Source organism: Tsukamurella soli (genome assembly GCF_039541155.1).
Classification (GTDB): Bacteria; Actinomycetota; Actinomycetes; order Mycobacteriales; family Mycobacteriaceae; genus Tsukamurella; species Tsukamurella soli.
In genome coordinates this window covers 1-13,732 of record NZ_BAABFR010000121.1, presented here as the reverse complement: position 1 = coordinate 13,732, position 13,732 = coordinate 1, and the positions used below count along the sequence as shown (strand labels likewise).

The window sequence follows — 13,732 nt, the reverse complement described above, 5'->3', positions numbered from 1 at the left end:
CGACATGGCTACGATCCGACTTGTGCCGCTGCCGCGCGTCCTCGGTCGTGTGGTCGGCCCGGCGCGGATCGGGGAGCGCGGCCCGCTCGCGCCCCTGCTCGCCGGGCACCCGCCGCTCGAGCCCGACGGTGACGTGCGCCTCCTCGACGTCGCCGCCCGGCGCCCGTTCCATCCGGGGCGCCTGCACGAGGCGGTGGACGTGTTGCTCGACGGTGTCGTCACCGCCCGTGGGCGGTTGTGGCTCGCGACCCGACCCGACGCGATGCTGTGGCTCGAGTCGGCGGGCGCGGGGCTGCGCGTCGGGCTCGCGGGCCCGTGGGACGCCTGCACCGACCCGCTGCTGTGGGACGAGACCCACGGACCCCGGCACTCGAGCCTCGTGGTCCTCGTGGCCGGCGCCGACCCGGAGGCCGTGATCCGGGCGCTCGAGTGGGCGCTGGTGACCGACGCGGAGTTCGCCGCCGGGCCGCGCGTGTGGGCGGGCTGGGACGACCCGTTCGGGAACTTCCACGTCGACCCGTGCGAGACGGAGGTCCTCGCGGAGTCCACGCGGGAGACCACGAAGAGAGAAGGAGCTGGAGAATGAAGCAGGGAATCCACCCGGACTACCGGCCGGTGGCGATCCGCGACGCATCGACGGGCACGGTCTTCGTGACGCGCAGCACCGCCACCTCGGCGACGGAGATCGAGATCGACGGCGTCACGTACCCGCTGATCACGGTCGACGTGACCAGCGACTCGCACCCGCTGTGGACCGGTAGGCAGCGCGTCGTGGACACCGCTGGGCGCGTGCAGCGGTTCGAGGAGAAGTACCGCCGTTTTGGCGGGCTGACCGCCAGACGGTAGAGTTCGACCCTTGGTGACGTTGGTGGGCCCTTCTCCGCTTGCGTCTGAAGGCTTACACACCAGACCGATAGGAAGAGATCATGGCTGTACCCAAGCGCCGTATGTCGCGGGCCAACACCCGTGCCCGCCGCTCGCAGTGGAAGGCGAACAACCCCGAGCTGCAGGAGGTCACCGTCGGTGGCCGCACCCACCTGGTTCCGCGCCGCCTCGTGCGCGCGGCCAAGCTGGGCCTGGTCGATCTCGACCGCCGCTAGTCTCGAGTCTTTCCGCTGAGGGCGGGGCCGGCATTTCGCCGGTCCCGCCCTTCGCTTCTACTCCCGGAGGCGCCGGTGCTGCTGAATGTCCTCAACTACGTGGGCATCGCGGTATTCGCCGCTTCGGGCGCGCTGATCGGGGTGCGCAAACGGCTCGACGCCTTCGGCGTGTGGACGGTGGCCGCCCTGACCGCGGTGGGTGGCGGTGTCGCGCGCGACGTGCTGCTGGGGATCGACCCGCCCGCGTCGTTCCAGCACTGGCAGAACCTCACCGTCGCATCGGCCACCGCGTTTCTGGTGTTCCTGTTCCACCCGCAGTTCTCCGTCTTGCGGATGTCGGTCGTGGTGCTCGACGCGCTGGGCATGGGGCTGTTCGCATCCACCGGGGCGCTGACGGCCCTGCATCACGGCGCGTCCCCACTGGCCTCCGCGCTGATCGGGATAACCACCGCGGCCGGCGGCGGGATCCTGCGCGACATCCTCGTCAACGAGGTTCCGCTGCTGCTGCAGTCCACCGACCTGTACGCGATTCCGGCGCTCACCGGTGCGGCTGTCACGGTGGCGTCATCCTGGTGGGGCGCGACCGACACCCGGTCGCTGATCGCCGGCGCCGGGTTGGCGTCGGGGTTCCGGCTGCTCGCGCTGTGGCAGGGATGGCGGGTGCCCGTCGCCCCGCAGAACGTGATCGGGCGGGCGCGGGACGGGCTGGTGCGGCTGATCCGCCGACGGTGACGGGGCCGGTGAGCGGCGGTAGGCGTCGGAACCGTCGGTGAGCCCGGACCGTCGGTGAGCCCCCGAACCCTCGACAGGCGTCGGCGCCGTGAGGGGATGGAGTCGCTGACGGTCCCCGAATCGATCCGGCGGGGGAAAAGCGCGTCTCAGGCATTTCACAAGCCTGTTCGGTAAGACTGGGAGCCATGCGCATTCTGGTGGTGGACGATGATCGGGCGGTGCGCGAGTCGCTGCGCCGGTCGCTCACGTTCAACGGTTATCAGGTGGAGACCGCGTTCGACGGTCAGGACGCCATGGACCACATCGCGAGTAGCCGGCCCGACGCTCTGGTGCTGGACCTGATGATGCCGCGCGTCGACGGCTTGGAGGTGTGCCGTCGGCTGCGCAGTCAGGGCGACGACCTGCCGATCCTCGTGCTCACGGCACGTGACGGGGTGAGCGACCGGGTCAGCGGGCTGGACGCGGGGGCAGACGACTACCTGCCCAAGCCGTTCGCGCTGGAGGAGCTGCTGGCCCGCATGCGGGCGCTGCTGCGTCGGGCGTCCCCCGACATCGCGGCCGAGTCGGAGGTGCTCGAGTTCGAGGACCTGTCGATGGACCCGGTCACCCGCGAGGTGTCCCGCGGCGGTCGCGGCATCAGCCTCACCCGTACGGAGTTCAGCCTGCTCGAGATGCTCATGGCGAATCCTCGGCGAGTCCTCACCCGCAGCCGCATCCTCGAGGAGGTCTGGGGCTACGACTTCCCCACGTCGGGTAACGCGCTCGAGGTGTACGTGGGATACCTGCGGCGCAAGACAGAGGCCGGCGGCGAGCCGCGCCTGATCCACACCGTTCGCGGCGTCGGGTACGTGCTCCGCGAAACACCCCCGTGACGGTTGGCGCGGGCCGGGCATTCGCCGGCCACGCGCAGGCCCATGCCGACGCCCGGCACCGTCGTCCCATGCGTGACCCCAACCCGCTCACCCGCAAGGTCAGCTTCCGGTGGCGGGTCACGCTGCTGGCCGCGATCGTGGTGGGGGTCGCGGTGGCTGTGATGGCGGCGTCGGCGTTCTTCGTGGTCAAGCGGGCCATGTACGCCGACGTCGACAACCGCCTGCACCAGCAGATGGACTCGGTGACGCCGGCGATGTCGACGCCGGTCACCCAGTTCACGACGGTGATGATGATGCTGATGTTCCGCCCGGACCTGTCGGTGAACCGGACGATGGTGGTGTACCCGGACGGCACGCCGTACCACTCCGGCAGCGTCCCGCTGGGCGCGCCCGAGCGCGCGGTGATCGCGGGCACCGAGACTTCGTCGCTGCGGTCGGTGGGTGACACGCGTGTGCTGGCGCAGCACCTCGACAACGGGGTGACGCTGATCGTCGCCGAGGACCTCACGCCCACCCAGAACCTGCTCAGCGAACTCGCGGTGGTGCTGTTCGTGGTCGGTGCGTGCGGCGTCGTGCTGGCCGCCGTGGCCGGTACCGCGGTGGCGCGTGGGGGCCTCAGGCCGGTGCAGCGGCTCACCGAGGCGGCCGAGCGGGTGGCGAAGACGGACGATCTCACGCCGATCCCCGTCGTGGGGCGCGACGAGCTGGCCCGGCTGACCCGTAGCTTCAACACCATGCTCACCGCGCTGGCCGAGTCTCGGGATCGGCAGTCGCGGCTCGTCGCCGACGCGGGCCACGAGCTGCGCACCCCGTTGACCAGCTTGCGTACCAACGTCGAGCTGCTGATCGCCACCCGTCGCCCCGGCGCGCCCACCATCCCCGAGGAGGAGATGCAGGAACTGTCCGACGATGTGCTGGCGCAGGTCGAGGAGCTCACCACACTGATAGGCGATCTCGTCGACCTCGCACGCGAGGACGCGCCCGAGGCGGTGCAGGAGGAGGTCGACCTCGAGGAGATCGTGGTCAAGGCCGTCGAGCGGGTGCAGCGCCGCCGCCCCGACGTCCAGTTCGAGGTGACCACGGCCCCGTGGCGCGTCTACGGCGACCAGGGTGGGCTGTCCCGGGCGGTGATCAACGTGCTGGACAACGCCGCGAAGTTCTCGCCCGACGATGGCGCGGTGCGCGTCGAGCTGCGCGAGACCGGGGTCGAGCGCGCGGTGCTGACGGTGGCCGACAGCGGCCCGGGCATCCCCGCCCAGGACCGCGATCTGGTGTTCGAGCGGTTCTACCGGTCGATGGCCTCGCGGGCGATGCCCGGCTCAGGGCTGGGCCTGGCGATCGTCAAGCAGGTGGTGCTGCGGCACGGCGGAACGGTGACGGTGGGGGACTCGGACACCGGCGGCGCGCTCGTCGCGCTGCAGCTGCCGGGGACGCCGATCGAGGGGGGTCGGCCGGCGCGCGTGGTGAACCGCGACGCACGGCAACTACCTCGCATATCGTTGCCGACTAAACGACATCGCGTTGCCAGCGATCTCACAGGGGACGCTCGCAGAGTAGTCGGTGACGATACAGCCGGAGGGGACCGGGCGGGCGATCGCTCAGCCGAGACGATCGCTACGACTGGATGTTCAGAACCCGTCGCCGAGGCGGACGAGACGAGGATGGAGACATGACACAGGGTGGTGGCCCGGGGCAGGCCGGGCAGTTCGGTGGCTCCGAGCATGGGCGGCACGACGGTGGCGCGCAGGGGAATGCGGGGACCCCGCAGCAGGGCGCGCAACCGTGGGCCTACGAGTCGTACCGCGCGCAGGGCACGGGCCAGTCGGACCAGGGGCAACCCGGCCAGGTCCGACCGGGTCAGTCAGGCGCGGGTCTACCCGGCTCGGGCCAGTCGGGACCGGGGCAGGGGTGGCAGCCCGGCCAGCAGGTGTACGGGGGGTACCCGTCACCGTCGGGTCAGGGCGGCTACAACCCGACCGCGCCGCTGCAGGGCGGGCCCGGCTACCCACCGCCCGGTCAGCCGCCCCAGGGCGTACCGTCGGCGCCCGGCCGCAAGGGCCCGGGTGCCGGGCTGCTCGTGACCCTCGCCGTCGTGATCGCGCTGATCGCCGCGATCGGCGGCGGTCTCGTGGGTGCGGCGGTGTCCGGCGGCTCGGGCGGTGGCAGCAGTTCGACGATGACGGTGGCTGAGAACAACGGGGCCGCGCCCCCCGCGGTCAAGGGCTCGGTGCAGGACGTCGCGAGCCGTGTGCTCCCGTCGGTGGTCTCGATCGAGTACTCGGTGGGGCAGCAGGGCGACACGGGATCGGGTGTCGTGCTCACCAAGGACGGTTTGATCGTCACCAACAACCACGTGATCAGCGGCGAGAGCTCGGCGCCGGGCGGCACGATCACCGTCACGTTCGCAGACGGTACGACAGCGCCCGCCACCGTGGTCGGTACCGACGCGGTGTCCGACCTCGCGGTGATCCGCGTCGGCCGCACCGACCTCACCCCGATCGTGGTGGGCGACAGCTCCAAGCTGGCGGTCGGGCAGGACGTCGTGGCCGTGGGCGCCCCGCTGGGATTGTCCGGAACGGTCACGAGCGGCATCGTCTCGGCGCTCAACCGGCCGGTGGCCACCAGCGGCAAGTCGTCGGATCAGACCACGGTGATCGACTCGATCCAGACGGATGCGGCCATCAACCCCGGCAACTCGGGCGGCGCCCTGGTCAACATGAACGGCGAGCTGATCGGCATCAACTCGGCGATCGCATCGCTGCAGGGGCAGTCGACCGGTGACGGCCAGGCCTCCCAGCAGGCCGGGTCGATCGGCCTCGGGTTCGCGATCCCCGCCAACCAGGTCAAGCGGATCACGCAGCAGCTGATCACGGGCGGCAAGGCCACGCACGCGGCGCTGGGCGTCACCGTCCAGATCGAGGGCTCGACGACCCAGCCCGGTGCCGTGTTGTCCGACGTCGCGGCCAATGGCGCGGCCGCTCGCGCGGGCATCCCTAAGGGTTCGGTGATCACCAAAGTGAACGATCTGCCGATCCCGGACGGCATCGCGTTGATCGGCGCGGTACGTTCGTTCGCACCGGGTGCTGCCGTCGACATCACGTACACCCCGCCTGGTGGCGGCTCCACGACCGCCAAGGTCACGCTCGACACTCTGGGTTAGAGGAGACGACTGATATGACGAACGACAGGGGCGCGCTCGCCGCGGCACCGGAGTGGCTCAGCGAGATCGCCGAGCCGTCCGACGACACCGTCTCGGAGCTCGCCGACGAGGACGCCGCGCCGGCGGACACGCTGGGCCACGCGCTCGTGATCGTGGTCGACGACCGCGGCCCGGTGGACGACCGCGGCCGGGCGGCCAACGGGAAGACGGTGGGTGCACTGGTCACGGAGCTGCTCGAGGAGGCGCAGTTCGTGGTCGACGGTGTCGTCGTCGTCCCGTCCGACGAGGTCGCCGTGCGCAACGCCCTGAACACCGCGGTGATCGGCGGCGTGGACTTGGCCGTCACCATCGGCGGTGTCGGCGTCGGCGCCCGCGACGTGACGCCCGAGGCCACCGCCGAGATCCTCGACAAGCGGCTGCCCGGGATCGACGAGGCGTTGCGCTCGTCGGGCCTGGCCGCGGGCGCGACTGACGCGGGTCTGTCCCGCGGCCTCGCCGGGGTGTCCGGCAGCACCGTCGTGATCAACCTGGCGTCCTCGCGCGCGGCGATCCGTGACGGCATGGCGACGCTGACGCCGCTGGCCGTGCACGTGATCGAGCACGTCGCCGGCGCGGACGACCAGGCGGACTAGTGCCCGGGCGTCGCGAATGGTCGGCGGACGATGTCGCGCGGGTCTTCGGGGAGGAGCTCCCCGAGCAGGTGCGCGACGCGGCGCAGGCGAGCGACGATGCGCGGGCAGACGGCGGTGGTGAGCGAGACCGCTGGATCGCCGACAACCGCCCGCCACACCACTGATGCCGTGACCGTCTGACCGACTCACGATCCGTACACGAGGCCGTTCCCGGACTGACCGGGGGCGGCCTCGTCGTCTGTCCGGGGTGGACCCCGCGACGGTGCAGGGTCTTACGAGTGGGTGACGGCCGGCCGACGGTTGGCTGTCGGGGACACTACGAATCCGTGATGCCAAAGACTAATGGATGAAGTTATCTCCATGAATTCCGAGCGACATCGGCGCCTCGCCTAGGTATATATATAGTGTGGCGAAGTAGGCAGTATGGCTATCGTGGCAGGTCGACTGCGTGCGACGCGGTGTAAGCGCGGTCACAGCGGCTCTGACCTGCTTGAATCGGACTGATTCCGTCGGTTGCTCCTCCGGTTTTGCTGTGGATATGCTGCCGACCAACCGGTACGGAGAGCCCTCTGGTACCCGGGAGCATCGATCGCGGACCGGACGTGCCGGGGCGCGCTATACGCAGTTCGCAACACCCATGGACAGCAAGGGTTTGTTTTGTTGTGCCTGGGTGTCGCCGGGCGGCCCCTAACCGAGGGGCCGCCTCGACGATTCCTGGTGAGGGGAATGTATGAGCAAGGTGGGTAAGGCGGCGGTCCGCGTCGGTGTGGCTGCGGCGGTGGTGGCGACGGCGGCCAGTGCGTTGGCGTCGGGTGCGGCGAATGCGGATACGTATGTGCCGTTGCCGAACGGTACGAAGAACCTGCTGACCGGTTCGAGTCTTCGGGTGGTGCTGAGTTCGACGGGTAATCATGTGAAGATCCTGCCGTCGTTGGCGACGGCGCAGACGCGGACGACGTGGGTGACGTCGAATGCGCATGTGGATGTCAGGGGTGGTGACAAGAGCACGTCCGGGACGTTGAACCTGTATGTCATCTCGGGTTGCCAGTTCCCGAATGCGATCGGGGCGTCGTTTGGTGCCACGGGTGGGCCGACTGCGGGTCTGGGTGTGGGGACCACGGGTGTGTCGCCGTCGGCGGGTGTCGCTGGTGGTGCGACCGGTGGTCTGTCGATTCCGTTGACGCCGGGTACGACGCAGGGTGTGGCGTGGGGTTCGTCGGCGGAGTACCCGTGGACGGCGCAGATCGACGGCGTCAACATCACGGGTAACGGTCGGTTCAACGTGGGTATGAAGGACTACGACATCAACTACTCGCCGTGCTCGGGGTATGCGCAGGCGCGGGTTGTGACCTGGTTGGAGTTGACCGGTAACAGTCGTGTCGAGGGCTTCCTGTACGGCGCCCCGTTCAGCCTGGGCTGAGCCGGACCTGCCGGTAATCCTGTTCCCCGTTCGAGATCAGCTTTCCCACCGTCGGGCCTGTGCTGGCCTGGTGATACCACCGAAGGAATCCTTATGAAGAAGTCCATCCTCCGCGGCGCCGCCGTGGTGGCCGCTGTCGGTGCCGCGTTCGGTGCCTTGTCGAGCGGTGCCGCGAATGCGGACACGTACATCCCGTTGCCGGACGGTCGGGTGGTGCAGCCGTTGCCCGGTGGCGGTTCGATCGTGGTGACGATCACCCATCAGTCGGCGAAGCTGTCGCCGGGCATGGTGGCGCTGCCCACCAGCCGCAACGCCTGGGTCTCCGGTGTCATCCGCGCGCAGATCAACGGTCCCACGCCCGGCAACGGCGCGTTCGAGTCCGGGTTCATCGTGGGCTGCCAGGTCGCCGTCGACAGCGTCGGTTTCGGCATCAGCGGCTCCGGAGGGGCCACTGCGCCGATCTCTACGACGCCCAGCGCCACCGTTTCCGCGAACGGTAGCGGCAGCGGAGGCTCGCTGTCGCTGTCGACGGGCGGTATCGGTTACGAGTGGCTCACCTTGGCCAAGCCGACCTGGCCGAAGCCCGGCGCGGCGTTCAAGCCGGACGTCTCGAACGACCAGGGCTTCGAGAAGCCGAACAGGTGGTCCAGTTTCACCGGTGACTCCGGGTCGGTCGCGTTCAGCGACGCGACGATCGGCGTGGACGGTTGCGCGGGCTACGCCCAGGCCCGGTTCTTCACGTATGTGACCGGCGACGTGGCTACCAGCAACGGTTCCAGTGAGGGCACGGCGACCCTGTGGGGTAAGCCGTTCACTCTGGGCTGAGATCCATCCGGAGGCCGGGTCTGCCGGTCGTCCTTCGCGCGGGGCGGTGCCGTAACGGCACCGCCCCGCGTCGTGTTCGGTGGCCCGCAGTGATCATTCCGCATGGCGACCCGGTCCACACTGCGGCCGCGCGGCGTCAGCCTTGATGAGCATCCCGGCGAACACGACCGAGCCGTTGCTGTGGTCGGTCGACCGGGCACCGAGGCTTTGCTGACTGATTACTCAGTGATGACATAATTATTGGAATCGAAGGTTTCGCCAATAGCTCAAGCCTACAAGTCCTCCGAGCGTGGGCTATATGCCCATCTATGCCCAGTAATCCATCAGGAATATGTTACTCTTCAATTACCTTGTCGTAATCGTGGGATTACTACGGGCGAACCGGCCGCAGGCGCCGGGGGAACGAGATCGGTGGGGTGATGATCCACTCCGCCGCCGAGTGCAGGGGAGCTTGTTGGTGGGTATGAGGGGAAGGCTGGCCGCCCGCTCGGGTGTCGCGCTTGTTGCGGCCGCTGCCGTTGCGGCAGTCACGGCTGGTCAGGCGAACGCGGACACCTTTGTGCCGCTACCTGACGGCAAGAAGAACGTTGCCGCGGCGGGCCGGTTCAGTGCGGTGCTGCGGTCCACGGGCAACCACGCGAAGATCCTGCCGTCGCTGGCCACGGCTCAGACGCGCACCACCTGGGTCACGACGAACGGCTTCCTCGACCTCGAGGGCGCCGGACAGGATGTCAACGGGACGCTGAACCTCTCACTGGTCTCGGGTTGCCAGTTCCCGGGGGCGATCGGTGTGTCGATCGGGATCTCCGGGCCTGGTGTCGCGGCGAACGTGGGGCCGAATGCGGGCGCATCGGCCGGTCTCGGCGGAGTGTCGGGCGGCCTGGGCATCCCGCTCTCGCCCGGTACCACCTCGGGCGTCACGGGCAACGCCGGCCAGTACCCGTGGACCTCGGTGCTCGACAACGTCCCCGTGACCGGTGACGGCACCTGGAGTGTGGGACTCAAAGACTACGACGTGAACTACGGCAACTGCAGCGGATACGCGCAGGCCCGCGTCGTCACCTGGGTCGAGCTCAAGGGCAGTGACCGCGTGCAGGGCTACCTGTACGGCAAGCCCTTCAGTCTCGGCTGATTCCCTCCGTCACCGTCCCCCGCGGCCTGGTGTGTCGCGTCAATACCTGAGGAACACATGAAGAAGCACGTCATCCGCGCCGCGTCCGCGGCGGCCGTCGCCGGCCTCGGCCTGTCGGCGCTCGCCGCTGGCCCGGCGAATGCAGACACCCTGATCCGCCTGCCCGGCGGCAAGACCGTCCAGCGCATCGGCGCGGGCACGATCACCGTCACCCTCACGGGTGAGTCGGCCAAGCTGTCACCCGGCATGGTCGCCCTGCCCACCACCCGCAATGCGTGGGTGTCCGGCACCGTGCACGCCAAGATCACCGGCAAGGATCCCGGCAACGGCACCCTGCAGGCCGGCTACGTGGTCGGCTGCCAGATCAGCGTCGGCGACGCGAACATCTCCGCCGGCGCCGGAGGCTCGGGTCCGATCGTGTCGAGCCCGCCCGACAAGGGCGATCAGGTCGCCGGCGTGTCCGCGAGCACCGGCGGGAGCATCTCGTTGTCGGCGGGCACCATCGGCGCCCAGAACCTCACCTGGGACAAGCCGACGTGGCCCGGGGCCGGCGACGCGTTCAAGCCCAGCAGCGGCGGCGGGACCGGCTGGCAGGCGCCCACCAACAACTTCCCGTTCGTGGGTGACTCGGGCTCACTGTCGTACTCGGACGAGACGATCGGTGTGGACGGCTGCGCCGGGTACGCGCAGGCGCGCTTCTACACCTACGTGACCGGGCAGGTCGGCAAGGCTGAGGGCACGGTGGTGCTCTGGGGCAAGCCGTTCACGCTGGGGTGATTCGGATCGGGCGTGGCCGCAGGGCTGCGCCCGGTATCCGCTAGAGACCGGATCTGCACTCGAGGCGCAGGTCAGAAGCTACAGGAGACAGTCAGAATCCTTCTGACAAATGAATAACGGTCACGTTACGTGAAGTGATAGGAGCCATTCCCTTACCTGGCCTCTGTTACGAACGTATTCAACTGTTGCCTGGCCCTGATTCATCCCTTAGGGTTCTCACAGGCTCGCCTATGGTGGCGAGCTCGTGGCCTGCGTCGGGAATCGGGGTGGGCTTGCGTATTGCCCGCGGGTTGATGTCGGCGTGACCAACGCTCAGACCTCTACAGGAACCCCGCGGGACCGGCACTATGCCGGCGGTCCGTCCGTCGGAGACTCCTGGTGAGGGGAATGTATGAGCAAGGTGGGTAAGGCGGCGGTCCGCGTCGGTGTGGCTGCGGCGGTGGTGGCGACGGCGGCCAGTGCGTTGGCGTCGGGTGCGGCGAATGCGGATACGTATGTGCCGTTGCCGAACGGTACGAAGAACCTGCTGACCGGTTCGAGTCTTCGGGTGGTGCTGAGTTCGACGGGTAATCACGTGAAGATCCTGCCGTCGTTGGCGACGGCGCAGACGCGGACGACGTGGGTGACGTCGAACGCGCATGTGGATGTCAGTGGTGGTGACAAGAGCACGTCCGGGACGTTGAACCTGTATGTCATCTCGGGTTGCCAGTTCCCGAATGCGATCGGGGCGTCGTTTGGTGCCACGGGTGGGCCGACTGCGGGTCTGGGTGTGGGGACCACGGGTGTGTCGCCGTCGGCGGGTGTCGCTGGTGGTGCGACCGGTGGTCTGTCGATTCCGTTGACGCCGGGTACGACGCAGGGTGTGGCGTGGGGTTCGTCGGCGGAGTACCCGTGGACGGCGCAGATCGACGGCGTCAACATCACGGGTAACGGTCGGTTCAACGTGGGTATGAAGGACTACGACATCAACTACTCGCCGTGCTCGGGGTATGCGCAGGCGCGGGTTGTGACCTGGTTGGAGTTGACCGGTAACAGTCGTGTCGAGGGCTTCCTGTACGGCGCCCCGTTCAGCCTGGGCTGAGCCGGACCTGCCGGTAATCCTGTTCCCCGTTCGAGATCAGCTTTCCCACCGTCGGGCCTGTGCTGGCCCGGTGATACCACCGAAGGAATCCTTATGAAGAAGTCCATCCTCCGCGGCGCCGCCGTGGTGGCCGCTGTCGGTGCCGCGTTCGGTGCCTTGTCGAGCGGTGCCGCGAATGCGGACACGTACATCCCGTTGCCGGACGGTCGGGTGGTGCAGCCGTTGCCCGGTGGCGGTTCGATCGTGGTGACGATCACCCATCAGTCGGCGAAGCTGTCGCCGGGCATGGTGGCGCTGCCCACCAGCCGCAACGCCTGGGCCAGCGGCGTCGTGCGTGCAAAGATCAACGGTCCCACGCCCGGCAACGGCACGCTGAAGGCCGCGTTCATCGTGGGCTGCCAGATCGCCGTCGACAGCGCCAGCGTCGGCCTCAGCGGCGTGGGGGGTAGCGGGGCGGACATCACGCCCAGCGCTACCATCTCCGCGGACGGTAGCGGCAGCGGCGCGGCGCTGTCGCTGTCGACGGGCGGTATCGGTTACGAGTGGCTCACCTGGGACAAGCCGACCTGGCCGAAGCCCGGCGACGCGTTCAAGCCGGACGTCTCGAACGACCAGGGCTGGGAGGCCCCGACCAACAACTTCTCGTTCACCGGTGACTCCGGCTCGCTCGCGTACAGCGACGCGACGATCGGCGTGGACGGCTGCGCGGGCTACGCGCAGGCCCGGTTCGTCGTGTACGTGACCGGCGACGTGTCCACCAAGAACGGTGCCAGTGAGGGCACTGCGACCCTGTGGGGCAAGCCGTTCACCCTCGGCTGATAGCGGCACCCCTGCGCTGACAGCCGGCTAGGGACACGAGAAGGGGCGGCACCCAACCGGGTGCCGCCCCTTCGTCGTGGAGCCCTTCGTCGTGGAGCGCTGCGGCGCTACTTCGTCCCGTCGCTTCCCCGTGCCAGCAGGTCGCGGATCTCGACGAGCAGCTCCGCCTCCGTGGCGGCGGCGGGCTCCTCTTGTGTCTTGAGAGCGTGCGCCTTGATCCGCTCGTACGGCATCACGAGCAGGAAGTACACCACTGCAGCGATCAGGATGAAGTTGACGATCGCCGTGATCACCGCGCTCAGGTTGACCTCGGTGGCCTTGTTGCCGGCCTTGATCATCCACGCGAGCCCGGAGTTCGCCGGCGATGCGCCGATCGAGGCGATCAGCGGCTGGACGATGTTGTCGGTGAACGCCTTGACGATCGCGGTGAAGGCTGCGCCCATGACCACCGCGACCGCGAGGTCGAGCACGTTACCCTTCATCAGGAAGTCTTTGAAGCCCTTGAGCATGCTTGGTCTCCGTTCGGAATGCACTGAAGTAGATCGAAATGATCTTAAGCAACCAAAGAGGTGTTCGCCCGCGACGGAGCCGAACCGAGATCGAGAGGATCGAGCGTGACGCGTTCCCGCACCCTGGACACCGTGGTCGCCGTGCTGTCCGTCGCGGTGGTGGCGATTCTGGTCGGAGGGTGGTACGCCCTCGGGGCTGTGACACCGACGCCGCGCACCCCGGTCGGCGACCAGCCGTACCGCCTCGGGAGGACGGCCGGCGCATCCGTGACGCTCCGTGCCCCCGCCGGCTGGGACCGGGTACCCACCGGTGACTTCGACATCCTGAAGTTCGTGGACAGGTCGGGCGGCGTCCTCATCGCCGAGCTCACGACTGGATTGAAGGACTTCGCCACGGCGGCACCGCGCCGGCTGCGCGAGCTGCAGTACTCCCACATCGACGCCCACTTCACCGGCGCCACCTCGTCGGACGCGGGATTCGCCGGCGATATCTGCGACGCGACGGCGGGCGCCCGCACGGGCACGTGCGCCGTGGTCGGCCGCAAGTCGCTGCTCGTCACGGTTCTCGCCCTGGCGCCGTCCGGCGGGCAGGGCGCCGACGTCGGCGCGGTGGTCCGATCGCTGCGCGCAGAAGTCGGATCGTAGCCATGTCGTTCTGTGAGCCAAGGAGTTG

At 68.7% G+C, this 13,732-nt stretch carries 15 protein-coding genes; 14 read left to right on the top strand and 1 reads right to left on the bottom strand.

Annotation, left to right across the window (positions count from 1 at the left end; translation table 11 throughout):
- Nucleotides 1-582 precede the first annotated feature (582 nt).
- From ABD908_RS23845 to ABD908_RS23780, 14 genes are all read left to right on the top strand, one after another.
- Nucleotides 583-846, top strand: coding sequence for a type B 50S ribosomal protein L31 (locus ABD908_RS23845; RefSeq protein WP_345000734.1), 264 nt, complete (start codon nt 583-585; stop codon nt 844-846).
- 80 nt (nt 847-926) lie between these two features.
- Complete coding sequence (gene rpmF / locus ABD908_RS23840; protein ID WP_345000731.1) at nt 927-1,100, top strand: 50S ribosomal protein L32; 174 nt, start codon at nt 927-929, stop codon at nt 1,098-1,100.
- Nucleotides 1,101-1,175: 75 nt separating this feature from the next.
- On the top strand, nt 1,176-1,832 hold the full coding sequence (locus ABD908_RS23835; RefSeq protein WP_345000729.1) for a trimeric intracellular cation channel family protein: 657 nt from the start codon (nt 1,176-1,178) through the stop codon (nt 1,830-1,832).
- Between the two features lie 185 nt (nt 1,833-2,017).
- Nucleotides 2,018-2,704 carry a response regulator transcription factor gene (locus ABD908_RS23830; protein WP_345000726.1) on the top strand — a complete coding sequence of 229 codons (687 nt, stop codon included), beginning with the start codon at nt 2,018-2,020 and terminating at the stop codon, nt 2,702-2,704.
- Nucleotides 2,705-2,772: 68 nt separating this feature from the next.
- Entirely contained in the window at nt 2,773-4,377 is a 1,605-nt protein-coding gene (locus ABD908_RS23825) for a HAMP domain-containing sensor histidine kinase (RefSeq protein WP_345000723.1), read from the top strand.
- Nucleotides 4,374-5,864: a S1C family serine protease gene (locus ABD908_RS23820; RefSeq protein ID WP_345000721.1), complete on the top strand. Its 1,491-nt coding sequence runs from the start codon at nt 4,374-4,376 to the stop codon at nt 5,862-5,864. The genes ABD908_RS23825 and ABD908_RS23820 overlap by 4 nt, the downstream gene beginning before the upstream one ends.
- A 14-nt stretch (nt 5,865-5,878) precedes the next feature.
- On the top strand, nt 5,879-6,496 hold the full coding sequence (locus ABD908_RS23815; protein WP_345000719.1) for a MogA/MoaB family molybdenum cofactor biosynthesis protein: 618 nt from the start codon (nt 5,879-5,881) through the stop codon (nt 6,494-6,496).
- On the top strand, nt 6,496-6,660 hold the full coding sequence (locus ABD908_RS23810) for a hypothetical protein (protein WP_345000717.1): 165 nt from the start codon (nt 6,496-6,498) through the stop codon (nt 6,658-6,660). The genes ABD908_RS23815 and ABD908_RS23810 overlap by 1 nt, the downstream gene beginning before the upstream one ends.
- A 566-nt stretch (nt 6,661-7,226) precedes the next feature.
- Complete coding sequence (locus ABD908_RS23805) at nt 7,227-7,916, top strand: MspA family porin (RefSeq protein WP_345000714.1); 690 nt, start codon at nt 7,227-7,229, stop codon at nt 7,914-7,916.
- A 93-nt stretch (nt 7,917-8,009) separates the two neighbouring features.
- Nucleotides 8,010-8,741 carry an MspA family porin gene (locus ABD908_RS23800; RefSeq protein ID WP_345000712.1) on the top strand — a complete coding sequence of 244 codons (732 nt, stop codon included), beginning with the start codon at nt 8,010-8,012 and terminating at the stop codon, nt 8,739-8,741.
- A gap of 463 nt (nt 8,742-9,204) precedes the next feature.
- Nucleotides 9,205-9,873 carry an MspA family porin gene (locus ABD908_RS23795; RefSeq protein WP_345000710.1) on the top strand — a complete coding sequence of 223 codons (669 nt, stop codon included), beginning with the start codon at nt 9,205-9,207 and terminating at the stop codon, nt 9,871-9,873.
- Nucleotides 9,874-9,930: 57 nt separating this feature from the next.
- A complete protein-coding gene (locus tag ABD908_RS23790) occupies nt 9,931-10,650 on the top strand; it encodes an MspA family porin (protein ID WP_345000708.1) in 720 nt (239 codons plus the stop codon).
- Nucleotides 10,651-11,041: 391 nt separating this feature from the next.
- The gene (locus tag ABD908_RS23785) at nt 11,042-11,731 is read left to right on the top strand and encodes an MspA family porin (protein WP_345000706.1); all 690 of its coding nucleotides are present in this window, start codon (nt 11,042-11,044) and stop codon (nt 11,729-11,731) included.
- A gap of 93 nt (nt 11,732-11,824) precedes the next feature.
- A complete protein-coding gene (locus ABD908_RS23780; RefSeq protein WP_345000704.1) occupies nt 11,825-12,550 on the top strand; it encodes an MspA family porin in 726 nt (241 codons plus the stop codon).
- A gap of 107 nt (nt 12,551-12,657) precedes the next feature.
- Here ABD908_RS23780 and mscL read toward each other — a convergent pair whose 3' ends face one another.
- Nucleotides 12,658-13,059, bottom strand: coding sequence for a large conductance mechanosensitive channel protein MscL (gene mscL / locus ABD908_RS23775; RefSeq protein ID WP_345000702.1), 402 nt, complete (start codon nt 13,057-13,059; stop codon nt 12,658-12,660).
- Nucleotides 13,060-13,732 lie beyond the last annotated feature (673 nt).

Excerpts from the sequence above, each read along its gene's own strand:
- ABD908_RS23805 (WP_345000714.1), top strand. The coding sequence starts at position 7,227 with ATGAGCAAGGTGGGTAAGGCGGCGGTCCGCGTCGGTGTGGCTGCGGCG.
- ABD908_RS23830 (WP_345000726.1), top strand. The coding sequence starts at position 2,018 with ATGCGCATTCTGGTGGTGGACGATGATCGGGCGGTGCGCGAGTCGCTG.
- rpmF (WP_345000731.1), top strand. The coding sequence starts at position 927 with ATGGCTGTACCCAAGCGCCGTATGTCGCGGGCCAACACCCGTGCCCGC.
- ABD908_RS23800 (WP_345000712.1), top strand. The coding sequence starts at position 8,010 with ATGAAGAAGTCCATCCTCCGCGGCGCCGCCGTGGTGGCCGCTGTCGGT.
- ABD908_RS23815 (WP_345000719.1), top strand. The coding sequence starts at position 5,879 with ATGACGAACGACAGGGGCGCGCTCGCCGCGGCACCGGAGTGGCTCAGC.
- ABD908_RS23780 (WP_345000704.1), top strand. The coding sequence starts at position 11,825 with ATGAAGAAGTCCATCCTCCGCGGCGCCGCCGTGGTGGCCGCTGTCGGT.
- ABD908_RS23790 (WP_345000708.1), top strand. The coding sequence starts at position 9,931 with ATGAAGAAGCACGTCATCCGCGCCGCGTCCGCGGCGGCCGTCGCCGGC.
- ABD908_RS23825 (WP_345000723.1), top strand. The coding sequence starts at position 2,773 with ATGCGTGACCCCAACCCGCTCACCCGCAAGGTCAGCTTCCGGTGGCGG.
- ABD908_RS23785 (WP_345000706.1), top strand. The coding sequence starts at position 11,042 with ATGAGCAAGGTGGGTAAGGCGGCGGTCCGCGTCGGTGTGGCTGCGGCG.
- ABD908_RS23820 (WP_345000721.1), top strand. The coding sequence starts at position 4,374 with ATGACACAGGGTGGTGGCCCGGGGCAGGCCGGGCAGTTCGGTGGCTCC.
- mscL (WP_345000702.1), bottom strand. The coding sequence starts at position 13,059 with ATGCTCAAGGGCTTCAAAGACTTCCTGATGAAGGGTAACGTGCTCGAC.
- ABD908_RS23795 (WP_345000710.1), top strand. The coding sequence starts at position 9,205 with ATGAGGGGAAGGCTGGCCGCCCGCTCGGGTGTCGCGCTTGTTGCGGCC.
- ABD908_RS23845 (WP_345000734.1), top strand. The coding sequence starts at position 583 with ATGAAGCAGGGAATCCACCCGGACTACCGGCCGGTGGCGATCCGCGAC.